At 61.1% G+C, this 24,537-nt stretch carries 12 protein-coding genes; 10 read left to right on the top strand and 2 right to left on the bottom strand.

The genetic code is table 11. The features are described from left to right. The first annotated feature begins 3 nt into the window (after positions 1-3). The 9 genes from ACRRQW_RS06555 (at position 4) to ACRRQW_RS06515 (ending at position 16,605) form a co-directional block, all read left to right on the top strand. Positions 4-1,128: a glycoside hydrolase family 88/105 protein gene (locus ACRRQW_RS06555; protein WP_438480468.1), complete on the top strand. Its 1,125-nt coding sequence runs from the start codon at positions 4-6 to the stop codon at positions 1,126-1,128. A 27-nt stretch (positions 1,129-1,155) separates the two neighbouring features. Beyond that, the gene (locus ACRRQW_RS06550; protein ID WP_438480467.1) at positions 1,156-3,570 is read left to right on the top strand and encodes a TIM-barrel domain-containing protein; all 2,415 of its coding nucleotides are present in this window, start codon (positions 1,156-1,158) and stop codon (positions 3,568-3,570) included. A 12-nt stretch (positions 3,571-3,582) separates the two neighbouring features. Beyond that, the gene (locus ACRRQW_RS06545) at positions 3,583-5,547 is read left to right on the top strand and encodes a DUF4838 domain-containing protein (RefSeq protein WP_438480466.1); all 1,965 of its coding nucleotides are present in this window, start codon (positions 3,583-3,585) and stop codon (positions 5,545-5,547) included. 4 nt (positions 5,548-5,551) lie between these two features. Continuing rightward, on the top strand, positions 5,552-7,552 hold the full coding sequence (locus ACRRQW_RS06540) for a DUF4838 domain-containing protein (RefSeq protein ID WP_438480465.1): 2,001 nt from the start codon (positions 5,552-5,554) through the stop codon (positions 7,550-7,552). 20 nt (positions 7,553-7,572) lie between these two features. Next, complete coding sequence (locus tag ACRRQW_RS06535) at positions 7,573-9,120, top strand: pectate lyase (protein WP_438480464.1); 1,548 nt, start codon at positions 7,573-7,575, stop codon at positions 9,118-9,120. Between the two features lie 107 nt (positions 9,121-9,227). Beyond that, complete coding sequence (locus ACRRQW_RS06530; protein ID WP_438480463.1) at positions 9,228-11,105, top strand: DUF4838 domain-containing protein; 1,878 nt, start codon at positions 9,228-9,230, stop codon at positions 11,103-11,105. Further along, the gene (locus ACRRQW_RS06525; protein ID WP_438480462.1) at positions 11,102-14,059 is read left to right on the top strand and encodes a sulfatase-like hydrolase/transferase; all 2,958 of its coding nucleotides are present in this window, start codon (positions 11,102-11,104) and stop codon (positions 14,057-14,059) included. Before ACRRQW_RS06530 ends, ACRRQW_RS06525 begins: the two co-directional genes overlap by 4 nt. Then, positions 14,056-15,228 (top strand): dienelactone hydrolase family protein, encoded by a 1,173-nt coding sequence (locus ACRRQW_RS06520; RefSeq protein WP_438480461.1) that lies wholly within the window; start codon positions 14,056-14,058, stop codon positions 15,226-15,228. Before ACRRQW_RS06525 ends, ACRRQW_RS06520 begins: the two co-directional genes overlap by 4 nt. Positions 15,229-15,231: 3 nt before the next feature. Next, positions 15,232-16,605: an arylsulfatase gene (locus tag ACRRQW_RS06515; RefSeq protein WP_438480460.1), complete on the top strand. Its 1,374-nt coding sequence runs from the start codon at positions 15,232-15,234 to the stop codon at positions 16,603-16,605. A 6-nt stretch (positions 16,606-16,611) separates the two neighbouring features. Here the strand turns inward: ACRRQW_RS06515 and ACRRQW_RS06510 are convergent, their stop codons facing one another. After that, the gene (locus ACRRQW_RS06510; protein WP_438480459.1) at positions 16,612-18,696 is read right to left on the bottom strand and encodes a hypothetical protein; all 2,085 of its coding nucleotides are present in this window, start codon (positions 18,694-18,696) and stop codon (positions 16,612-16,614) included. Between the two features lie 44 nt (positions 18,697-18,740). After that, positions 18,741-20,777: a sodium:solute symporter family protein gene (locus ACRRQW_RS06505; RefSeq protein WP_438480458.1), complete on the bottom strand. Its 2,037-nt coding sequence runs from the start codon at positions 20,775-20,777 to the stop codon at positions 18,741-18,743. 285 nt (positions 20,778-21,062) lie between these two features. On the opposite strand from ACRRQW_RS06505, the gene ACRRQW_RS06500 reads away from it, so the two are divergent. Next, positions 21,063-24,518, top strand: a complete 3,456-nt coding sequence (locus ACRRQW_RS06500) for a TonB-dependent receptor plug domain-containing protein (protein ID WP_438480457.1) — start codon at positions 21,063-21,065, stop codon at positions 24,516-24,518. The last annotated feature ends 19 nt before the right edge of the window (positions 24,519-24,537 follow it).

Genomic DNA, 24,537 nt, shown 5'->3' with positions numbered 1-24,537 from the left:
ATGATGAAAACGTTACTCCGTCTCCCCCTGTTGATCCTCTCGCTCTCGCTTGCGGCGCACGCCGCCAGTCCCACTGGCTATGACTTCGGCCCCTGGCCGGAAGGCTCGGATCCTAAGCAGGTCGGCAAACTCGTCGCGGAGCGTTTCCTGTCGAAAGACTACCGGCTGATGCGCACCAACGTGTTTCATTATGTCGAGACGTGCACGTGGTATGGCGCATTGTCCTTCGCGCGCCTCACGCAGGACAAGGCGATGAACCAGCGTTTGATCGAGCGTTTCCAGCCGCTGTTCGGCGAGCGCGCGAAACTTATCCCGCCGGTCGAAAACGTCGACTTCGCCGTCTTCGGCGCGTTGCCGCTTGAGCTCTACATGCGCACGAAAGACGAGCGTTACCTGAAACTCGGCCTGCGGATCGCCAACGAGCAGTGGACGACACCGACTGACGAGAGCAAACTCGACGCCGAGGCGCGCGAAGCCGTCGCGAAAGGGCTGAGCTGGCACACCCGTTTCTGGATCGATGACATGTATATGATCACGATGCTGCAAACGCAGGCGTATCGCGCAACCGGCGACGCCAAATACCTCGACCGCGCCGCCGAGGAAGCCGTCGCTTATCTCGAAAAATTGCAGCAGCCGAACGGTTTGTTTTACCACGCACCGGATGTCCCGTTTTTCTGGGGCCGCGGTGACGGCTGGTTCGCCGCGGGCATGTCGGAAATGCTCCGCGCGATGCCGGAAAATCACCCGCGCCGCGCCCGCATCATGGAGAGCTATCAAAAGATGATGGCGACGCTCCTCAAACATCAGGACGAAAATGGCATGTGGCGCCAGTTGATCGACGATCCGCAATCGTGGCCGGAGACGTCCTGCACGGGCATGTTCACCTTCGCGTTTATCACTGGTGTGAAATACGGCTGGCTCGACGCGAAGACTTACGGTCCGGCCGCGCGCAAAGGCTGGCTCGCGCTCGTGAACTACATCGAGCCCAACGGCGATCTCCGCGAAGTCTGCGAAGGCACGAACAAACTGAACAGCCGCCAATACTACCTCGATCGCGGACGTTACACGGGCGACCTGCACGGTCAGGCCCCGTTGCTCTGGTGCAGCTCGGCTTTTCTCGGGCTGTAACGTTCCGCCGGTAACTTTGAAAAGCTCATGCGTTTTCTTTCTCCGCTGATTTCCCGCGCGCTGCGGTGTGCCGGGTTAAGTTGCCTGGTGCTGGTGCGTGCGGTGGCAGCGGGGGAGCCCCTGGCGCTGGTGGAAACGCCGTCCGAGTTCCGCTTCGCCAACGCGGGTGCAACGTTCGTGATCGAGCGCGCCGCGTGGAAAGTGCGCGTGCGCAATGCGGCGGGCACCGAGCATTTTTCGGAAGCCACCGCACCGGCGTTTCAGGTGAAAGGCGAGTGGCGCGCGGTGGCTAAAATCACCGGTGCGCAGGGAGGGGCCGACGGCGTCAGTTTAAACCTCACCTTGAGCGATGGCACCGCCGCGGAAGGCCGCGTGCAGAAATTCGGCGAACACGGATTCAAACTTTTACTGCGCGCGCCGGCGTCAAAAGTGACTGCGGTGCGGGGCGCGACGCTGCTGCAACCTGTGGAGGAAATCTACGGCTTCGGCGAAATGTGGAATGGCAGGGTCGCACAGCGCGGGGCGGCTTTTGATTTGTGGGATCGCGGCGGCACGCCCGACGAGTGCGCTTACATGCCGTATTACGTGTCGACGCAGAACTACGCGTTTTTTTTCAACTACGGCGGACGCGTGCGTTTCGACGTGGGCCAACGCCGCGCGGATCAACTCACCTTCGAGGCATCGACTAGCGAACTCGACCTGACGTTCGTGATCGGTGCGAGCATCCCGGCCACCGTGCAGCATTTTCTTCAGCAGGTCGGCTTGCCGCAACGGCCGCCGCGCTGGTCGTTCAAGCCGTGGTTTTGGCTGATGGCTGATCCCGATCAACCTGGCGGAAAAATCACGACGCTGAAGGGCGAACATTTCCCCGCGATGGTGCGCCGCCTGCATTCGATGAGTATTCCCGTGGGCGTGACGTGGTTTGAACCGCCGTGGCAGACCGCGCGCAATTCGTTTATTCCGAATCCCGCGTTTCATCTGGATCAGCAAGCGCTCGTGCAGGAATTGCGCGATCTCGGGGTGCGCACGCTCGCGTGGAGCGTGCCTTACACGACGCCGGAATCGGAAAACTGGCGCGAAGCCGTCGAGCGCGGCTATATGGTGCGCAAGCCCGGCACGGAGGCCGATGAGGCGATGGTGAAAATTTCCTCCACGGGCGAGCTCACGGGAAAATATTACAACGCGATCGACTACTTTAATCCCGAAGCGTTCGCATGGTGGCGTCAGCAAATCGAAAAGAGCCTCGATATCGGCATTGCCGGTTACAAACCTGACGCGGGTCAAGACCTGCCGGAAGACGCGATCGTGCACGGCGGCCGCATCGGGCGCGATGTGCACAATTCCTACGCGCTGGAATATAACCGCGTTTTTTTCGAAGCGTTGAAAAACCGCCTCGGTGACGACTTTCTCATGATTCCCCGCGCAGCGTGGGTCGGTTCTTCCGCCGTGACCAATTTCAAATGGCCGGGAGATCTCGCCGGCACGTTTGGCGACAACGGTCTGTCATCGTCGGTTTACTCGTCGCTCTCGCTGGCATTCTGCGGGCTGCCGTTTGTGTCGTCCGACATCGGCGGCTTCGACGACCAGCCCGCGCCCGAGCACGTGTGGATTCGTTGGGCGCAATTCGGCGCGATGCTTCCCGGCATGCAAACGTTGCACATGCCGTGGTGGTATTCGCAGAAATCGGTGGACCATTTCCGTTACCTCACGTGGCTGCACACTGATCTCACGCCGTTGTGGAACACGCTCGCGCGCGAAGCAGCGGCGACGGGCGCTCCGGTCATCCGCCCGCTCGTGTGGACGGCGCAGGCCGACCTCGATGGCTGGCGCGTCGACGACCAGTTTACCGTTGGCCGTGACCTGATGGTCGCGCCGATCATGAATTCGAATTACGAACGCCAGGTCTATCTGCCGCCGGGACTGTGGTATGATTTTTGGGACAACAGTGCGGAAACGTTCCGCGGTCCGACGCGCTTTTGGTGGACGAAGGGTTGGTTCCGCAACGACCGCTTTCCGCTCTTCATTCGCGAAGGCGCGATTATTCCACTCGAAATCACCAATGCCGAGAGCGGCTTCGGTTGGGCGGAATCGGCCGGTTACCTGACGCTCGCGATGTGGCCGAAAGTGCGCGGCGCGAGCGAATTCACGCTCGACGATCTCGCGGGGCCCGTGCGCATCGCGGCGGAATGGAGTAGCGACGATCGCCTCGTGATTTCATGGGGCGCGACGAAACAAAATCACCTGCTGCGCTTGCACCTAAACACACAATTGAAACCCGCGACGGTATCGTCGAACGGGGCTGCGCTCACGCGCTTCGCCTCGCTCGACGCCTTTCGCGCCGGCGGGGAAGGGTGGTTTCATGACGCCGCGACGGCGAAGCTCTGGGTGAGAAAATTCAACGATAGCATGGCGGGTCGCGTGGAAGTCACGCTTGGCCAGTGAGCGTATAATTTCATGACCAATTTTTCTGTAATTTTTCTTCGCCTGGGCGTTTTCCTTGTCGGAGCAACGCTAGCATCCGCTGCGGGCATTGAGGTGGTGCGCGACGGTCACGCTCACGCGGTGATCGTGACCTCCGCCCAGCCCACGCGGGTCGCGGCTTACGCGGCGAGCGAGATTGTTTATCACGTGGAAAAAGCCACCGGGGTGAAGCTCGCTGTCGTGAAGGAAAACGCGGTGCCGACGGACGCGGCGGCCTTCATTTACGTGGGTGACACGAAAGCCGCGCGCCCGGCCGGTATCGCAGTGGAGCAACTCGCGCCAGAGACCTTTAGGCTGCTCACGGCAAAAAACGCGTTGATCATCGCAGGTCACGACGGCGCGGGCGACCCGCTCGACAATAACACGTCCGCCGGCACGCTGTTCGGCGTTTACGAGTGGCTCGAACGCGACCTCGGCGTGCGCTGGGCGTGGCCGGGCGAACTCGGGACGTTTGTCCCGAAAACGAAGACGCTCACGATTTCCGCTTTCGACGAGACCACGGCGCCGCGTTTTCTCCAGCGGAACGTCCGACCGGGCCTCGCGTTCGAAAGCGCGCACCCCGCGCTCGGGTTTACGCCAGCGGCCGCGAAAGGCTACGCGGAGGCGCAGACGATTTTCCTGCGCCGTAATCGCATGGGCCGGAGTTATCCGCTGAGTTACCGGCATGCGTTCACCGACTGGTGGGAGAAATACGGCGCGACGCACCCGGAGTGGTTTCAACTGGTGAATGGCCGACGCGGGCCGACCACGCCCAAGGCGCGTTTCTCGATGTGCGTGTCGAATCCCGGGCTGCACCAAAAAATTGTCGACCTCTGGCTCGAGCAGGGGGGAGCGACCGTCAAGGGTCGCCCGAACCTGATCAACATTGTTGAAAACGATTTCCTCGGCTCGTGCGAATGCGAGGAGTGTCGCGCGTGGGATGGGGCGCAGCAGCCTCCCGATCGCGATAAATTTTATGCGCCGAACTTCAAAGTTTACGGCGCGCGTTACATGTCGAATCGCTACGCGCGTTTTTCCGCGGCGGTGCTGGCGCTGGCGAAACCGCACAATGCGAACGTCACGGTCGTGAGTTATTCCTACTTCAATTATTTCCAGGCGCCGAACGAGGACATCCCGCTCGGCGCGAATGCGTGGGTCGGTTACTGCCCGTCCGCCGGTTGGTATCCGCGCGGCACCGAGGAAAATCAGTGGTATCAGGATCAGTGGCTCGGCTGGGAAAAAACCGGCGCGCGGCAATTCGTGCGCACCAACTATTTTCTCGATGGCTACAGCATGCCGTTCATTTTCGCGCGGCAATTCGCGCAGGACTTTCAGTTTCAGGCGAAGCACGGCATGTTCGGCACGGATTTCGATTCGTTGACCGGCCAGTGGAGCACGCAGGGCCCGAGCCTCTATTTGCTCATGCGCCTGCACACGCGACCGACCGCGAACGTGGATGATTTGCTCAACGAATATTATTCCGTGTTCGGCCCGGCCACCACTCAGGTGAAGGCGTATTTCGATTACTGGGAAAATTACACGATGGGAAATCGCGAGAGGATCAACGCGATCTTTGAAGACCGCGTAGCCATCCGCTGGCGCACGTGGGCGAAGGCCGCACACCGCGTATTTCCACCGGAAGCGTTGGTGGCGGGCGAAGCCTTGCTGGCGAAGGCGCTCGCGGCCGCGCAGGGCAATGCTGAGGCCACTGCGCGGGTTAACTTTCTCGCGACCGGGCTGGCGCACGCGAAACTATGTGGCCAAGTCGCGGCGTTGCTCACGACCGCCGATCCCGCGTCCACGGCGGAGCGCGGGAATGCGGCGCTGACGGAGCTGCTGCGTTTCCGTCGCGCGCACGAAAAGGAATGGTTCGCCAACTTGAATCACAACGCTTGGGTCGAGGACATCAGTTGGCAGCTCTCGGCCGAAACCAAACAGGAACCGGAATATTACCCGTAAATTTATGACGACACCGCTCTCCCTTTTCCGCCGCGTAATCTCGCCGCTGGCCGCGCTGCTCGCTCTGGCGGGCCCGACACTTTCGGCCAAGCCGGCGGGCTTTGAAATTGTGCTGAATCGCACCGCGAGCGCGGTCGTCGTGATTCCCGACCAACCCAAGGCGACCGTGAAATACGCCGCCGCCGAATTGGTTTACCACGTCGAGAAAGCGACCGGCGCGAAACTCCCCATCGTTGCGGAAAGCGCCGTCAAGACAACCGACACGACGCGCATTTACCTCGGCGAAACGCGCGCGGCGCGCGCGGCCAATCTTATCCCGAGCCAGCTGCCGGACGAGACATTCGCGCTCCGCACACTGGCGAATACGTTGTTCATCGTGGGCAAAGACGCGGCGGACGAACCGTTGGTGACGGAGCCGCCGTTCGGCACGTTCAATAATTCTGCTGGCACGTTGTTTGGTGTTTACGAATGGCTCGAGCGCGACCTCGGCGTGCGCTGGGTGTGGCCGGGCGAGCTCGGCACCTTCGTGCCGAAACGCAGCCTCATCGCGGTGAGTGAATTCGACGAAGTGGTGAAGCCGCGCTTTTTCCAGCGCAACGTCCGCCCCGGCAGTTACCCGAATCCCTCGCCCGCGCTCGGTTTTACGCCGAAGGCGAAGGAAGATTATTACCGCGAGCAATCCGTGTTTTTGCGCCGCAACCGCATGGGCCGGAGTAAAAAAATGTTTTACGGCCACGCTTACGTCGATTGGTGGGACAAATACGGCAAGCAAAACCCCGAGTGGTTTCAACTCGTGGGCGGTAAGCGCGGCCCGACGAAGGAAGGCGCGCGTTTCGGCATGTGCGTTTCCAATCCCGGCCTGCACCAGAAGATCGTCGATCTCTGGCTCGCTCAAGGGAAGGGCACGCCGGAAAGTTTGCCGGAGTTTATCAACGTCGTGGAAAACGATTTCATCGGCGCGTGCGAGTGCGCCGAATGCAAAAAGTGGGACGGCCCGGAACCGGCGGACTCGATGAAATACTACGCGCCAAACATCTCGCTCTATGGTCAGGGCTTTATGTCGGACCGTTACGCGCATTTCGCGCTCGAGGTGCAAAAGCTCGCTTCGAAACACCGCGCAGACGTTTCGATCGTCAGCTATATTTATTTCAACTACTTCCAGGCGCCGACGTCGGGCGTGAAATTAAACTCGAACATCGTGCTCGGATTCTGCCCGGCCGCCGGTTGGTATCCGCGCTCCGCTGACGAGGATCAGTGGTATAAGGATCAGTGGAAAGGCTGGCAGGACACGGGCGCGACGATCTTTGCGCGCACGAATTATTTTCTCGATGGCTACACGATGCCGTTCGTGTTCGCGCGCCACTTCGCGCAGGATTTCCAATACCAGGTCGCGCACGGCATGGCGGGCACGGACTTCGATTCGCTCACCGGCCAGTGGGCCACGCAAGGCCCGAGCCTCTACCTGCTCATGCGCCTGCACACGCGACCGACCGCGGACGTGGATGAATTGCTCAACGAATATTATTCCGCGTTCGGCCCGGCGGCGAAGGCGGTGAAGGCGTATTTCGATTACTGGGAAAATTACACGATGAGCAACCGCGCGCTGATCATGGACACGTTTTACGACCGCGTCGCGATTCGTTACCGCAGCTGGGCGAAGGTCACGCACAAGGTGTTCCCGGTCGACTGTTTCGCGCCCGGCGAGGCATTGCTGGCCTCGGCGTTGCACGCTGCCGGCGGTGACGCTGACGCGACCGCGCGCGTTAAATTTCTCCAAACCGGTTTGGCGCACGCGAAACTGTGCGTCGAAACCGCGGCGCTACTCACGACCGCCGATCCCGCCACGACGCCTCAAGGGGGCAAAGCGAAACTGGAGGAGCTGCTGCGTTTCCGCCGCGCGCACGAACGCGAATGGTTTTCCAACTTGAGCAACGCCGCGTGGATTGAAGACATCAGCTGGAAACTCACGAGCGACGCCAAGCAGGAGCCCGAGTATTATCCGTAAGCCCTCGCCTTTTTAAATTCATGAAACTTCGTTTTTCTTTCATCGCCGCGTGGGTGGCCAGTAGCCTCGGCGTATTCGCGCTCACCGCGGCTGAATCCACGCCGACGCGTGACCTCCGCGCCGAAGCGCTGGCCGGCTTAAAAAAAGCCGCGCGCTTCTACACCGAGAAAGTGTCCTCGCATGGAGGTTACACGTATTACTACGGCATCGATCTTAAGCAGGCGTGGGGCGAAGGCGTCGCGACCAAGGATCAGATTTGGACTGAGCCGCCGGGCACGCCGTCGGTCGGCATTGCGTTTCTCCAAGCCTACGACGCGACCGGCGATCAGGAATACCTCGTCGCCGCGATCAACGCCGGCATGGCGCTCGTGTATGGGCAGCTGCAATCCGGCGGTTGGGCGCAGACGATTGATTTTAATCCGCAAGGCACGCGCCTGAACCAATACCGCAATGGTCGCGGCACGGGCTCGAATCATTCCTCGCTCGACGACAACCAGACCCAGTCCGCGATCGAATTTCTCGCGCAGCTCGATCAAGCGTTGAATTTTAAAAACCCGGTCGTGCACGAAGCCGTGCAGTATGCGCTCGACGGCTTGCTGGGCGCGCAGTTTCCGAACGGGGCGTTTCCGCAGGGTTGGAAAACTGCCGCGCCGAATCTCCCGGTGCTGAAAGCCAGTTACGCGAAGGAATGGCTGCGCGTGTGGCCCAACGAGGACTACTCGAAATACTACACGCTCAACGACGGCCTGCCCGATTCGATTTCGAACACGTTACTTATGGTGCACCAAATCTACGGCGACCAGCGCTCGCGTGACGCGCTGGTGCGTTTCGCGGATTTCCTGCTGCTCGCGCAAATGCCCACGCCGCAGCCCGCGTGGAGCCAGCAATACGATTTCGACATGCACCCGGCGTGGGCGCGTAAGTTCGAGCCACCGGCGATTTGTTCGATGGAATCCGAGGATGCCATCAAAGCGCTGATGCGGGTTTTCCGCCTCACCGGTGACCGCAAGTATCTCGAAGCCGTCCGCCCGGCGCTGCCGTTTTTGAAAAGCCTCCAACTTCCGGATGGCCGCGTGGCGCGTTACTACGAGCTGCACACGAGCAAACCGCTCTACATGAATCGTCCGCCGGGCGTGGGCAGCCGTTCGTCCGCTCCGGGATATTATTTTTTCACTTACGACGACACCAACCTGCCGTCCCATTACGGTTGGAAACAACCCACGGAGATCGACGAGCTGATGAAGGAATTCGCCTACCTCGACCGCGACGCCGCCCCGCCGCCGCCCGCGCAGATGCACCGTTTCACGCGGGGCGGAAAATTGGAATCGGTGGCGCAGGCCCAACCCCCTGGCGTGGGCACGAAGGCGTTTACCGCGCTCGAAAAACAAGTCGGCGAAATTCTCGCGGTGCTCGATGCACACGGCCGCTGGGTCGAAGTGGTCGATCCCTCACGCCGCCTCGTCGGCCAGCCGGATATGCCGCCAGGCTTCCGCTACATCGGCAGCGACACGTTCAACTGGAACGTGCAAGCGTTGAGCGACTACCTGCTCGCGACGCGGAAGGACTGAGTGGTATGGGCAAGTTTCCCTTGCTCCGAACCGTCGCACTAAGCGGGCTGATGCTCGCGTTTGGCTTCTTAGGGAGCAGGGCGGACATAACGGCTGAGGCCGGTGTAGTGATCGCCACCGACGGCCAGCCGGCTGCCGTGATCGTCCTCGCGGATCAGCCGACCGCCGTCGCGCGCTACGCGGCGGAGGAACTGGTGTATCATGTCGAAAAAGCGACGGGCGCGAAACTGGCGATCGTCAGCGAAGCGGGCCCGCGTCCGGCGGGCTTGGCGCCCATTTATCTCGGCGACACCCGCGCCGCGCGCTCAGCGGGCCTCGAGGTGAAAAAACTCGCGCCGGAAATTTTTGTGTATCGCACGGTGGAGAACGCGCTGTTTATCGCGGGCAACGATGCCGTCGGCGATCCGCTCGAGCCTGCGACGTTCGCGGGCACGTTGCTCGGGGTGTATGAATTGCTCGAACGCGAACTCGGGGTGCGCTGGCTTTGGCCGGGCGAACTCGGCACCTTCGTGCCGAAGCGCCGCACGCTGGCCATCAGCGCGCACAACGAGACCATCGTGCCACATTTCTTTCAGCGCAACGTGCGCGGCGGACTCACGTTCACGGGCAAAACTGCCGCGCTCGGATTTTCGCCCGCGGCGGCGGCAGACTATGCGCAGGCGCAGACCGTTTTCATCCGACGTCATCGCATGGGGCGGTCGGAACGGCTTTTCTACCGGCACGCATTTACTGATTGGTGGGAAAAATATGGGCAGGATCATCCCGAGTGGTTTCAGCTCTATAAGGGCAAGCGCGGGCCGCCCAAGCCCGGTGACCACTATTCGATGTGCGTTTCCAACCCGGAGTTTCACCGCGAGATCGTCGCGCAGTGGCAACGCCGCCGCGAATCCGATCCGCAAAACGCGCCGCGTTATCTCAACATCGCGGAGAATGGTATCGTGGGTTTTTGCGAATGTGAGCCGTGTCGCGCGTGGGACGGCCCGACGCCGCCCGACTATTTGGATTTCTATGCACCGAAATCGAAAATGGCGCTGACGGGAAAACGTTTTGTCACGGATCGCTACGCGCGCTTCTGGCTGGCGGTGCAAAGATTGGCGGAGGAAATCGACCCGCAGGTGGTGATCGTCGCCTACAATTACTTTAACTATTTTTATTACCCATCGCCGGAAATTAAGCTCAACGACCGCATCTTGATCGGTGCGTATCCCTCGTCGGGCTGGTATCCGCGTTCGCCCGAGGAAAACGCGTGGTTCCGCAAACAATGGGCCGGCTGGCAGGCGACGGGCGCGCAGCTGTTTTCGCGCGGGAATTACTGTCTCGATGGCTACACGATGCCGCATGGCTACGCGCACCAGTTTACCGACGAATTCAAGGATCAGGTAAAACGCGGCATGGTCGCCACCGACTACGATGCGCTCACGGGCCAGTGGGCGGCGCAGGGTCCGAATATTTATTTGCTGATGCGTTTGCACACGCGACCCGACGCCACCGCGGATGAGTTGCTCGCGGAGTATTACGCCGCCTTCGGGGCCGCCGCGCCGCAGGTGAAGGCGTATTTCGATTATTGGGAGCGTTACGCAGTGGCGCAAATTCCCCTGATGCAGGAACTCTTTGCGGACAACACGACGCGTTGGCGCACGCCGGCGAAAGTATCGCACCATATTTATCCTGAAGCGGCTTTCGTGGCAGCGGAAAAATTTCTCGCGGAGGCCGCCGCCGCCGTGGCCGGTGATTCCGAAGCCCGCGCGCGCGTGCAGTTTATCCAAAACGGGCTTACTCACGCCAAGCTCTGCGTGCGCGCCGCAAGCCTGCTGTCGTTGTCGGAGCTCGCCGCCGATCCTGCGCGCAGTGCGGAGGCGTTGCGCGAACTCATCGCCTTCCGCCGCGCGCACGAACGCGAGTGGATCGCGAACTTCAATCACAGTGCGTGGACGGAAGAGGCGAGCTGGCGTTTGCCGGCGGAACAACTTTCAACTACCCCATGATCTTTCGCAGTTTTTCCGGTTTTTGCGCACTTGCCCTGACGTTCGCGACACTGACGTTCGCGGCGGAGCGTGCCGTCGATAGGCCAAACATCGTTTTGATTATTTCCGATGACCATGGACGCGATGCGCTAGGCTGCTACGGCAACCCGGTGGTGAAAACGCCCAACCTCGATGCGCTCGCGGCGGCGGGCACACGATTCACGAATGCGTTTTGCACCACCTCGAGTTGTAGTCCTTCGCGCGCGGTGCTGCTGTCCGGGCAACAAAGTCACCGCAACGGCATGTATGGGCTCCAGCATGACGAGCATCATTTTCAATCCTTCGATCGCGTGAAAAGCCTGCCGGTGAGGCTGGCGGAAGCGGGTTATCACACCGTGCGCATCGGTAAATATCACCTCGCGCCGGAATCCGTGTATGCGTTCGAAACCGTGTTGTCCGGCGGTGCCGCTAACGATCCGGCGAGCATTGGGCGCAGCCCGGTCGAAATGGCCGAAGGCACGCGCAAAGTGATCGAAGCGACGGACGAGCGGCCGTTCTTTCTGTATTTTGCGACTGACGATCCGCACCGTTCGAACGGATTTACCCCGCAAGGTGTCCCGACGTTCGACACGTATCCGCGACCAAATCCGTTTGGAAATCGCCCTGCCGGTTATCCCGGCATCACGCCACAAACTTTTCGCCCGGAAGACGTGATCGTCCCCGCGTATCTGCCCGACACGCCCGCGACGCGCGCTGAACTCGCGGAATATTATCAATCGATCGCACGGCTCGACCAAGGCATCGGCCGCCTGGTGGAAGTGTTGAAGGCCGCCGGAAAATACGAGAACACGCTGATTGTTTATCTCTCGGATAATGGTGAAGCGTTCCCGGGCGCGAAGACCACGCTCTACGAGCCAGGGATTCGCTTGCCGTTCATCGTGAAGCCGGCGGGCCCGGCACGCGCGGGCGTGGTGCAACCGGCCATGATTTCGTGGGCGGATCTCACGCCGACGTTGCTCGAAGCGGCGGGAGTGAAAGTGGATCCGGCGCAGTTCGACGGGCGTTCTTTTGTGGCCGGGCTTGATGGCCGCCCGCTCACGAAATTCGACGAGGTGTATGCGTCGCACACGTTTCATGAGATCACGATGTATTATCCGATGCGCATGGTGCGCACGGCGCGCTACAAACTCATTCACAACCTCGCGCACGAGTTGACCTTTCCGGCCTCCCGCGATCTCGGGCAGTCGCCCGCGTGGCGCAGCGTGCAAGCTGCGGATGGAAAAACTTTCGGCCGCCGCACGATTGAGGCTTACCTGCATCGCGCAGAATTCGAACTCTACGACCTCGAAAAAGATCCTGATGAAATCGTGAACCTCGCCGCTGATCCGGCGCAGCAAGGGGTGTTCGCTGAATTGCGCGGCAAGCTCGCGGCGTTTCAGAAATCCACGCAGGATCCGTTCACCAAAGGGGCTTCGTATGTGGCCCCCACGACGGCCGCAAAGCCGAGGCAGACGGTGTTCATGGCGAACGGCGCGAAGGCGGGCGAAATCACGCACGACTCCGCGATTGTGTGGACGCGTCTGACGCGAAACGCCGAACGCAACCTGGGTGGAGCCGCCTTTGCCAAGGTGAAAGGGCAGCTGCCGCCTGAGGTGGAGAACGATTCGAAACTGACGTCGTATGAATTGAACGCGCTGCGTGTCAGCGCTCCGGTGTCGGCGGAGGCGCAACTCGCGGGACGCTCGCTCGACGACATGGAAGGGGCGGTGCCAGGCGCGGCGGGCGAAGTGCGCGTGACGTATTGGCCGGAGTCGGCGGGCATGGAAAAAGCTGTTGCCACCGAGCGGGTGGCAGTGTCGGCGGCGACGGATTTTATCCACCAATTCACGCTGCGCGGGCTGCAACCAGGGACGTGTTACGAATTTCATGCGGAAGGATTTTCCGTTGGCGAGCAGGCGGTCGCGGTGACCGCCACCGGCAGCTTCATGACCGCGCCAGCGGCGACGGCGGCGAGGCGCGTGAGTTTTGTCGTGGCGAATTGTCAGGACTACGGCCGTCGCGATGATCCGCAGAATGGGCATCGCATCTATCCGCTGATGGGGGCGCTGCGTCCTGATTTTTTCGTGCACACCGGCGATCTCGAATACTTCGACAAGCCCACGCCGCTCGCGACGAACCTGCCGCTGGCGCGGTTTAAATTTAACCGGATCTTCGCGCTGCCGTTCCAACGGGCGTTTCACAGCCAGGTCGCAAATTATTTCATGAAGGACGACCACGATACGTTGAAAGACGATGCGTGGGTGGGGCAGACTTACGGAGACCTCACCTGGGAACAGGGGCTCGCGCTCTTTCGCGAGCAGGTGCCGATGGGTGAAAAAACCTATCGCACGATTCGCTGGGGGCGCGATTTGCAGGTGTGGCTCGTCGAGGGGCGCGACTTTCGTTCGCCCAACACCGATCCCGATGGTCCGGCAAAAACGATTTGGGGCGAAGAGCAGAAGAAATGGTTTTTCGATACCGTGCGGGCATCGGACGCGACGTTCCGCGTATTGATCAGTCCGACGCCGTTGCTCGGGCCGGATCGCGCGGCCAAGTCGGACAATCACGCCAACGAAACCTTTACGCACGAAGGCGACGAGCTGCGCGCGTTTATCGCGGCGCAGAAAAACATGGTCGTGATCTGCGGCGACCGGCACTGGCAATATGTTTCCCAGGATCTAAAAAGCGGTCTGCGCGAATACAGCACCGGCCCCAGCTCGGATTCGCACGCCGGCGGATTTTCAGAGGCAGATCGGTCGGAGATGCATCGTTTCCTGCGGATCAAAGGCGGCTTTCTCGCGGGGGAAGTCGATCACACCGCAGCCGGCGCGCGGCTCATGATTCGTCATTACGGAACGGACGGGGTGATTTATTATGAAGACGCGCTCACCGTCGGCCCGGCGGGACTGATTTCTTCCGGGGATAAGAAACTATGACGCGGGTGCGGGCGCGTTTCTGGTGGGCGCTCGTAGTGGGGTTGCGCGTGTCCGTCGTCAGCTTCGCGGCAGAAAATACTCCGCATCAAACCGTGGGTGTGGTCGAGAATTTGCCAGTGTTTCAAATCCAGGCGATGGCGCGGGTGAGTTACCCGATGGCCTGGAATGCGAACCGGGGGGAGGACTTCGCAGCGTGGCGCGCGCGAGTTCGTGAACGCGTGAAGCTGCGGCTGCTCGCCCCGCCGCCCTCGGCGCCGTGGGACGCGGTGATCGTCGGCGAGGAAGATCGCGGCAATTACGTGGCGCGGAAAATTGTGTTTAACCTCACCGGCGACAGCCGCGTGTTCGCCTATTATCTCGTGCCGAAGCGGGCGGGGCGCTCGCCGGCCGTGTTAATCCAACACTCGCACAGCGGTCGATTTGAAGTAGGCAAAGAAAAAGTCGTGCGGCCGTTTGGCGTGCCGCCGGAGAAACTCGCGGCGGCGGAAGCGCTGGTGGCGCGCGAGTATGAGGGCCGTTTCTACGGCGACGAACTCGCGAAACGCGGCTACGTGTGCCTGGTGATCGATGCCCTGAATTTTTCCGATCGCGGCGGCGCGGGTGGGAGCGGTCAAGCAGCGCTCGCGAGCAACCTGATGCACGCGGGCATGTCGCTTGCCGGGCTGATGGCATGGGAAGATTTGCGCGCGGCGGAATTTCTCGCCCAGCAGCCCGAGGTGGATCCTGCGCGCATCGGCGCGATGGGGATGTCGATGGGCGCGCTGCGCACGTGGCAACTGGCCGCGTTGAGCGATCGCATTCAGGCGGCGGCGGCGATTTGTTGGATGACGACGGCGAAGAGTTTGATGCAGGCGGGCAACAACCAGACGGTCACACAGTCGGCTTACACGACGTTGCATCCGGGGCTGCTCGGCGAATTGGATTACGCGGACTTCGCTAGTCTCGCGTGCCCAAAACCGATGCTTTTTTTCAATGGACGTGAAGATCCGTTGTTCCCGCAGGCCGGCGTCGAGGAGGCGTATGCGAAGTTGCGTGCGGTGTGGGATTCGCAGGGCGCGGGCGGGCAACTGGTGACGCGCACCTGGCCGGGGCCTCATGTGTTTACGATTGCGATGCAAGAAGCGACGTTTGCGTGGTTGGATGAAGCGCTGGCTTCGCGTGCGCCTTGATTGATGAAGCTCCGGATTTTTTTCCTGTTTCTGGCGGTGACGACGGTCTCGTTGGCGGCTACGCAAAGTCGTCGACCAAACATCATCTTTATCCTCGCGGACGATCTCGGCTACGGCGAGTTGTCGTGTTACGGCCAGCGTCGCTACGAGACGCCGAACATCGACCGGCTGGCGCGCGAAGGATTGCGGTTCACCGATCACTATGCGGGCGCGCCGGTGTGCGCGCCTTCGCGCAATGCGCTCATGACGGGCCAGCACGCGGGACATTTGACGGTGCGCAACAACCTCGCATTCGGCCGCGAGGACGGCGGGCGTGTGCCGTTGAAACCAACCGATGTGACTATCGCGGAGCGTCTGCGCACGGCGGGCTACGTGACAGCGTTGATTGGCAAATGGGGCTTGGGCGAAGAGGGCAGCGGCGCAGAGCCGTGGCGGAAAGGGTGGGATGAATTTTACGGGTTCATCAACCAGCAGCACGCGCACAATCAGTTTCCAGAGTTCCTCTATCGCAACGCCGACAAGGAGGCGCTCGTGCCGAACTATGCACACGTCGAGCGCGTGTTTGCGAATGACCGCTTCACGGACGAGGCGCTGCAATTCGTGGAAAGAAAGGCTGGAGGCGAACAGCCGTTTTTTCTCTACCTCGCTTACACGACGCCGCACGCGATGTTGAAGTGTCCGCCCGATTCGCTGGCGGAGGCGAAGCGACGCTGTCCGGAACTCGCCGCGCCCGATGCCCCGCCCAAGGCGCTGGCGTTTGCGGCGATGATGCTGCGGCTGGATCGCGATGTGGGTAGCGTCTTGGAAAAACTCAAGGCGCTCGGCCTCGAGGAAAACACGCTGGTGCTTTTCAGCAGCGATAACGGCGCGCACATTGAGGACGGAAAGCCGCAGGCGTATTTTCAAGGCAGCGGTGCGCTGCGCGGGGTGAAGCGCGACGTCTATGAAGGCGGCGTGCGTGTGCCGTTGATTGCGCGCTGGCCCGGCAAAATCGCGGCGGGCGGGACGACGGCGCACGTGTCGGCGTTCTGGGATTTCGCGGCGACAGCGCTGGAGGTGGCAGACGTGAAATCAGCCGAATTGCCGTTGGAGGGAATTTCGTATGCGCCGACGTTGTTCGGGCGCAGCGAACACCAGCGAGAGCACGAGGCGTTGTATTGGGAATTTTTAGTCGGCGGGAAAACGCGGCAGGCGATCCGATTGGGTGATTGGAAAGGCGTGCGGATGGCACCGACGCTGCCGTTGGAACTCTACGATCTATCGACCGATCTCGGCGAACAGCACGACGTGGCCGCTGCCCAGGCGGATGTAGTGAAACGCATGACGGAGTTGTTGCGCACGATGCGCACAGACGATCCTAAGTTTCCGTTGGAATAAATCGGGTCAGTCCGAAACGTCGGCGACCGCCACGTGGTGAATCCACGGATAGTGCGCGCCGAGTTTTTGGATGCGAACGGTGACGATTGCGGCGTCTGAGGCCCCGTTGAGCGTGAACACGAAGCGGCCGTCTTTGTCGTAGAGCGCTTCGATGCGTTGACCGTCGACGGTCAGGAGAAACCCCGGCGATTGGGCGCGGTGGCCGCTGATGATGATTTGAAATTTACTCAGTGCGGGCGTCGCGAGGTGGCACTCGAAAAAACCGTTGGGGAACACGCGATTGCCGGCGGCGCGGGCGAGACGGCCTTCGACGATGAAGGCGTGGCTGGCATGCATGTAGCGCAGGGCGCGGGCGTCGTGGGCGATGCCGCCGCAAACCACGAAATCGGTGATACCCGGGAGCGCGGCGCAGGTGGTGCGTTCTTTTTGCTCGGCGAGGAATTCAGGGATGAGCGAGGTGATGATTTTCCAGAGCGGGCGCGCATAGGCGCTCTCGATGCAATCCTCGCTTTCAGTGTCGTGGTCGTATGCGTGGCCCGCGACGGGTGCGTGAGTGGCACGAGGCGAGACATCGAGGGGAAGCGACGTTTGGAGGAACTGCTCGAACACCACTTGCGCGGCGCGGATAGCCGCAGTGAGCGTCGGGTGGCCGGGTCGCTCGGCTTCAATGTCGGCGAGGTAAGCGCAGACACAGCGGCACCATTCGCGGATGAGGCGGCTGACAACGGTCGCGTTACGCCACGCGGTTTCGGCAACGGTAAACTCAGCGGGAGAGAGGCGATCTTTCAACGCGAGCAGGCGTTGCAGGCACTCGTCGGCGAGGCGCACAGCGGCGTCTTTTTCTTCGAGAATAAATTCGCGCGACGGCGTGTGTTTCGCCGGGAGGATGCCCCACATGCCTTGATGTTTCGCGAGGCTGAGGCCGGGTTGGAAGAGGGAAAGGATGCCGCTGGCCTTCACCCATTTTTGCGAAGCGTCCAAGGGGAAGGCGTGAAAAATGACGTGGCCGTCGATGAAGTGCGTCTTTTTAACGACCTCGATGCCGCGCTGCATGATCGAGGTCATCTCGTCGGCGCAGCCCGGCCAGTGAGTGGCGGCCCATTCGCTCCAGATCGATTCGGCGGCGACGCGCGGGTTTTGAATCGCGCGGTCATATGCGAGCAGGTTGATCGCTTGCGTGGAGGCGAAGGTCGCGTGGCCGATGCGGTCGACGCGGATGGCATGGCGGTCGACGCCGATGTGCGCGGCGTGCGCGACGCATTCGATGACGCGGGCCGGGTCGGGCGCCGGGAGGTAGCCCGCGCCGAGAAACTCGCCGATGGAATCGTGTTCGGCGGAGAGCGTGAAGGCGTTGCTTTTACGGAGGAACGGATTCAGCGGCATAAACGGGCTGAAGTCGTAGGGCGTGATTTTGGTTTCGATTTCGAACGCGAATTTCGGGTTCACGCGCTCGGCGCCGGCGAGGATGTCTTCGTAATCCTGCGCGATGGAACCGAAGCTGCGAAGAATGAAACGTTTTCCGCGGGCCTTGAGTTCTTCCGCGAACGTCGTGACGACGCGCTCTATTACGAGCGCGGGCGGGTAACGTTCCGGGTTGGAATTGTGGATCACAGAGTAATCGGACTCAGTGACCGTGAGCACGAGGCCGTCCATGGCGGGCACGTTGGCAAAAAATTCGCGGAGTTTGGAGCGGATGAGCTCGTGGTAAGCGGCGCCGAGGAGGTTGAACTCGCCGTCCTCGTCGAGGAGGCCGGGCACGGTTTCGACGACGGCGCGGGGAACCATGACTTCGCGATGCCAGTAATAAATCGGGCGGTCGGATTGGTGGGCGAGGGCGACGACTTCGTTGAGCGTCGCGATGGTCGTGGTGACGGCGTTGCGATTGATGCGCGCGGCCGCAGCGGGGTAATCGTGGAAAAAAATCGCGCCGTCCAAGCTTCCGGTAGACGAATGCACGTCGCCGCAGACTTCGAAACTGTCGACGCAATAAACCCGGGCGGCGGCGATGACCTCGCGCATGTAAGCCGCGGTGGGCTTCACCGGATGCATGATTGACCAACTGATTTCAGGGCGGGAGTGGGCAGCGCTCATGAAACGAATTTGGGGCAGCGAAAACCGAGCGGCAGCAACGCGCTTTACGGAGCGACCGCTTGCAGCAACGCCCACAGGAGCCCGATGATCCCGAGCGTCACCGCGCAGCTGATGAGGAAACCGAGGGTGTCCACGCGATCCCAGCGGGTGAATTCCCACGAGGAATTCGTGCTGAGCAGTTTGGTTTGGTTGAAGCGACCCGGATGGCGGACGGTCTCGTCCATCGCGGCGGCTTCAAGTTCCGGCGTCGCGCCGACGGGAGTTTTCATTTTTCCGAAGAATTGATCGATGCGTTCGCGGCTTGGTGCGCGGGTGAACAGGCTCACGAGGATGATGAGCGCGAGCGGCAGCAGCGCGTCGACGAAGAACCGGCCGGCGAGACGACCGCTGGAGGAAAGCGCCACGGTGTCGACGCCGATGGATTGGAGCACGAGGAGTTCGGTGTGCAGGCGACCGCGACCTTCGAGCGCGCTTGCGTTGTCCTCGGGATTTACGCGGACGACGGATTCGAAAAACACGGCGGTGGGTCGGCCGACGGAGTCGCTTGTGCGCGTCGTGAGGTAGGAGTTGTTCGCGAGGGCTGGAATTTTTTCCGCGACGAGGGGAAAAATGATATTCAGAAACGCCGAGCCGAGCACGGCGGTCCACACGGCGGCGACAGTGACGCGGCGCCAGATAAACATGAGCAGGAGCGACGCGCCGAAAGGCACGTTGATGGTCATCGCGAATTGCAGGACGGTGTAGACGTTGGTCATCTGCGTGGAGACGACGACACCGACGAGCAACACCACCACGAGCGTCCAGCGACCGGCGGTCACGAGGTTGCGATCCGTGGCCTGCGGGCGGAAGCCTTTGTAGATGTTGTGGGCGAAGAGCGCAGAGACCGACATGGCCTTGGCCGCGATGGTGGACATGTTGGAAGCGATGATGCCGGCGAACATCAGGCCGAGCAGGCCGGGCCCGAGGAGCTGGCGCGACATCGTCCCCCAGACCATGTCGGCGTCGGCGAGCGTGTTGGCTCCCGAGTAGAGCGCCATCGCGATGAGTCCGCAAAACGCCCAGGTGATCGTGACGAGGCGTTTGCCGAACGTGCCGGAGACGGCGCCGAAGCGCGCGGCGAATTCGTTTTTAGCGGAGCTGGCGATCGACATGTTGCCCGGCATCGCATGTGCCTGCATCAGGGTGGCGAGGAAGATCGCGCTGATCGTCCAGACCGTGAACTGCGACGTGCCGCTGCCGGTGCCGAAAAGTTGAAACGCCTCCGCCGGCAATACCCGGCCGAGTTCATCCCAGCTGCCGACGGCAGCGATGCCGGCGGGAATCAGAATCACGGAGAATACGATGATGAGGACGCCTTGGAAGGCTTCGTTGAGGGCCGTCGCCGCCATGCCGCCCATCACGATGTAGGCGCCAATGGTGATCGTGTAGATAAGGTAGAACGACCACGGCTCCAGCGCGGTGATGAAGTTGCGCAGTTCGCCGCGCGCCTGGCGTTCGCGGAGCACGCCGAGGCGATCACGCTCGGTGGCGGGGAGTTCATTTTTCTTCGAGAGGCCCTCCATCGTCATGAGTTCGCGATAATCTTCGACCGAAGCACGCTCGGCGGGGCTCCACGAAGTTTCGGTCTTGGTCACGAGCGCGGAGGAAATTTTATACGAGACGAGATTGCCGAATGCCATCGTGACCGCGACGGCGGAGATGATCGTGAAGGTCGCGTAGAATACGGAAAGGCCGCTGCTGCCGAGACGGTCTTTGAAGATGTCCGCGGTGGTCGTGAGGCGAACGCGGCGATACCACGGATACATAAACCAGTAATACGGATTCAGGAAAATCATCTGAAATCCCAGCCAGATGCCCGAGATGCCTTGTTGATAGACCACGCTGGCGGTGCTGACGGCGTCGCTCGCGGCGGCGGAGTTGCCGAAGTTGAGGAAAAATTGGGAAACTTTACCGAGTTTGCGGCCTGCGAGAAAAAATCCTTCGCCGGTGGTCGCGCCTTTTGCGGCGATTTTGCCGAGCGTGAGCACGACGATGAAGTAAGCGGCGATGACGGCGTAATCGAGGAGGTGCAGGCCGGACATGGTGGTAGATTAAATGGAGAGGGTGGGCGTGGTGGAACGATTCAACCTTTGCGCATGGCGGATTTGCGAGGCCCCGAAGCGCGGTCGGCCACGCCGCGGAGACAAAGCGTTTGGAGAAATCAGGTCAATAAAAGTATTTTGATTGACGAAACAATCAGTTCGTATTGTGAAACAGTGTGTCGGGCGTTTGCGGTCGTGAAAACAACGCTTGTTTGGTTTCAGGATCTCCGCGCCCCAGGTCACGTCTTCGTTTCCGGCACTTCACTCCTTGCCTCATTGCACCGCATGAACTCACGCAAAAGCAAACCCAACACCCTTCACTGGCTCCTCTTCGTGCCAGTTTGCGCCTTAGTCCTCACCCCTGCCTCCGCCCAGACCGCCGCGCCCGCCCCGGATGCAGCCGCCCTCGCGAAATACGACCAAAACAAAGACGGTCGCCTCGACGCAAATGAGTCCGCCGCGATGGAAGCGAAGCAAAATGTCGTAGTCACTCCCAAGGCCGACACCGATTCCGATGAAGTGGTTGAGCTTTCGCCGTTCGAAGTGCGCGACGACACCAAGGGTTATTATGCCGCGAACACGATGTCCGGCACGCGCCTCAATTCCAAGGTCGAGGATCTCGGCGCTTCCATCTCGGTCGTGACGAAGGAGCAGATGGCAGATTTGGCCATGCTCGATATCAACGACATCTTTATGTATGAAGCCGGCACGGAAGGCGCGGCCACCTACACCGATTTCGCGTTCAACCAAAGCGCTCAGCCGAACGACAACCTTTCCGCCGCGCCAAATACGGCCAATCGCGTGCGCGGCCTTAACAGCGCCAACATCGCTTACGCCGGTTTCGAAACCAGCCGCCGCGCACCGGTCGATCCGATCTCGGTTGATTCCATCGAAGTGAGCCGCGGACCCAACTCCACGCTCTTCGGTCTGGGCAATGCGTCCGGCACCGTGAATTCCGTGCCCGCCTCGGCGAATCTGCGCAAGAATCGCACGCGTCTCCAATTCCGCGCCGATGTGTTCAACGATCGCATCGGCGAGGCCGGCCACCGCGCCAGCTTGGATACCAATCATGTCCTTTTGAAGGACAAGCTGGCCGTCCGTTTCAGCACCGTGCAGCAGAATACGGAATACAATCTCCAGCCCGCCGGCGTGGAATCCGAGCGCTACAACGGCATGATCAAATACCGTCCGTTCAAGAACACCACGATCAGCGGCTCTTACCAATATTTCCATCAATACGGCAGCCGCCCCAACAGCATCACGCCGCGTGACGCCATCGGACCGTGGAAAGCCGCCGGTTCGCCCACGTGGGATCCGGTCACGAATACCGCTTACATCAACGGCTCGCCGGTTGATCGCTTCGGCGTAGCGACGACCGCGCTCGGCGGCGGCATCCCGACGATTAACGGTGCGCCGGTGTTCGCCAGCGGCTACCAAACGACCGGCCGCGGCTCCTCGCTGCAGTTCATCGGTCAGAATGGCATTGAATTCTGGACGGCCCCGCGCGGCACGACCACGCAGGATGCGCTGCTGACCACCACGGCTTCGAATAATCAGGCCGGCTTCAACTACATGTTCCTGAATCCGCGCACGCTGCGCGCCACGCAACCGCTGTGGGCATCCGACGGCGCGGTGAGCGACAAGGCCATCTACGATTGGAGCTCGATCAACATCGCTTCCATGAACCGGCTCGACGAAGTCGTAAAGACGAGCCTCGTCTCCCTCGACCAGGTCATCATCAACACCGCGCGTCAGAACCTCACCGCGCAAGTCGCTTGGTTCCGCGAAGACTCGCCGATCTACCGCCAGGATTTCCCGACCGGCAGCTCGGGCTCCACGACGTTGGGCCTCGATCCGAATATGCGTCGCCTCGACGGCTCCCCGAACCCGAATTTTCTGCGCCCGAATGTGGCCATCACCGAGGTTAACATCATCGAGCGCCCGCTCGTGAATGACACGTTTCGTGCCCAGCTGGCCTATCAAATCGACATGACGCAAGAGAAGGGCTGGAAGCGCTGGCTCGGTGCCCACTCGGCGGCGGGATTTGGCGAATACAAACGCAACGAACTGCGCTCCTATTTCTATCAACTCGCGATGACCGATGACCACTCGTGGTTGACCGCCGGCACGCCTCGCGCGACGTCGTCGCGCATCCCGGGCAGCACTTCCGTTCAAGACGGTGCGTCACCGACCGGTTCCCGCAGCTATCGCTTCTACTTCGTGGGCGACAACCAAGGTTCGAATGTCGACTACGCTCCCTACACCGGAACGCTTGAAGGCACTTATCCCTACACGTGGGGTAACTTCGCGGCGCGCACCGCCATCAACGAGCCGACCCAGCAAGGCCTCGCCGCTTCCGGCGGTGGCACGGCGGGTGCGAACAACTCATTGAAGATCCAGAAAACCCAAGGCGTCGTGCTGCAAAGCCATCTTTTGGCCGACCGTCTCGTGACCACCTTCGGTTGGCGCAAGGATCAAGTCTTCACGAAGCAGGGCGTGCAACCGCGCTTGCTCGCGGACGGCAAGACGCACGATGTCGCTTGGGACGAGCAATGGGCCGAAGGCGGCTACCGCGCGAACGAAGGCGTCACCCGCACCGCCGGCGCTGTGTTGAAAGTCTTCAGCTGGCTCAACATCCACGGCAATAAATCCGACAGCTTCATTCCCGCCGACCAAGCCATCAACTTGCACGGCGAATTCCTTCCGAATCCGCAAGGCAAGGGTGAGGACTACGGTTTCTCGCTGAAACTCTTCAAAAACAAACTCCACATCCGCGCGAACCAGTTCACCACCCGCACCGAAGGCGACCGTAGCGGCACTTCCACGACGCTGGCGATCCGCGCCGTGAAGATGGACGTGTTCGACGGCCAGCTCGCGCGTAACTTCTCGCTCGATGCTCGCGCCCGTCAATGGCTGCAGGCGACGCAGCCCGGCCTCACCGGTGCCGCTCTCGACAATGCTGTCGCGGCGGAAATCGGGATGGATCGCACCATTCTCACTCAGCTGCAGGACAGCGTGAACTTCGGTGGCCTCCCGATCGCACAAGGTCAGGATGCGTTGAGCAAAGGCCGGGAAGTGGAAATCAATTACAACCCGACGCCTTACTGGACGCTCCGCGCCAACGTCACCGATACGGAAACGATCCAAGCCGCCATCGCGCAAGATCTGCTCGATTACCTCTCCGAGCGCGGCAAGGTCTGGGAAACCATCATCGATAAACAGACGGGTCTCCGCTGGTATACCAGTAGCTACGACGGCCAGCAAACGCCGATGAATTACATGCCCGGTCAAGTGACCACGGCGCTCGGCATCGCGCAACAAACGGTCGGCAAGAGCCTCCCGCAAGTGCGTCGCTACAAAGCCGGCTTCAGCACCAAGCTCGATCTGCGCGGCATCACGGAGCACCGCGTCCTCAGCAAGTTTAACGTCGGCGGCGCCGTGCGCTGGGAAGACAAGGGCGCGATTGGTTACTACGGCGTCCAACAACTCCCCGCGATCATCACCCAGCTCGATAAAGATAATCCCATCTACGACAAGGGCCACACCTACGTCGACCTGTTCACGGGCTATCGCACGAAGATCTATAACAATAAAGTGCCGATGACCATCCAGCTGAACGTGCGCAACGTCGCTGAAAACGGTCGCCTGCAGCCCATCGCCGCGTTCCCGAGCGGTGAACCGAGCGCTTACCGCATCGTCGATCCCCGCCAGTTTATCCTGACGGTGAGCTTCGATCTGTAATTCGGCGGATCCATGCCGC

The organism is Oleiharenicola lentus (assembly GCF_051660365.1).
Lineage (GTDB): Bacteria > Verrucomicrobiota > Verrucomicrobiia > Opitutales > Opitutaceae > Lacunisphaera > Lacunisphaera lenta_A.
This window is presented reverse-complemented; position numbering and strand designations above follow the sequence as displayed.

What these genes read in the sequence shown, in the direction of transcription:
- ACRRQW_RS06555 (WP_438480468.1), top strand. Translation starts at nt 4, where the DNA reads ATGAAAACGTTACTCCGTCTCCCCCTGTTGATCCTCTCGCTCTCGCTT.
- ACRRQW_RS06550 (WP_438480467.1), top strand. Translation starts at nt 1,156, where the DNA reads ATGCGTTTTCTTTCTCCGCTGATTTCCCGCGCGCTGCGGTGTGCCGGG.
- ACRRQW_RS06545 (WP_438480466.1), top strand. Translation starts at nt 3,583, where the DNA reads ATGACCAATTTTTCTGTAATTTTTCTTCGCCTGGGCGTTTTCCTTGTC.
- ACRRQW_RS06540 (WP_438480465.1), top strand. Translation starts at nt 5,552, where the DNA reads ATGACGACACCGCTCTCCCTTTTCCGCCGCGTAATCTCGCCGCTGGCC.
- ACRRQW_RS06535 (WP_438480464.1), top strand. Translation starts at nt 7,573, where the DNA reads ATGAAACTTCGTTTTTCTTTCATCGCCGCGTGGGTGGCCAGTAGCCTC.
- ACRRQW_RS06525 (WP_438480462.1), top strand. Translation starts at nt 11,102, where the DNA reads ATGATCTTTCGCAGTTTTTCCGGTTTTTGCGCACTTGCCCTGACGTTC.
- ACRRQW_RS06520 (WP_438480461.1), top strand. Translation starts at nt 14,056, where the DNA reads ATGACGCGGGTGCGGGCGCGTTTCTGGTGGGCGCTCGTAGTGGGGTTG.
- ACRRQW_RS06515 (WP_438480460.1), top strand. Translation starts at nt 15,232, where the DNA reads ATGAAGCTCCGGATTTTTTTCCTGTTTCTGGCGGTGACGACGGTCTCG.
- ACRRQW_RS06510 (WP_438480459.1), bottom strand. Translation starts at nt 18,696, where the DNA reads ATGAGCGCTGCCCACTCCCGCCCTGAAATCAGTTGGTCAATCATGCAT.
- ACRRQW_RS06505 (WP_438480458.1), bottom strand. Translation starts at nt 20,777, where the DNA reads ATGTCCGGCCTGCACCTCCTCGATTACGCCGTCATCGCCGCTTACTTC.
- ACRRQW_RS06500 (WP_438480457.1), top strand. Translation starts at nt 21,063, where the DNA reads ATGAACTCACGCAAAAGCAAACCCAACACCCTTCACTGGCTCCTCTTC.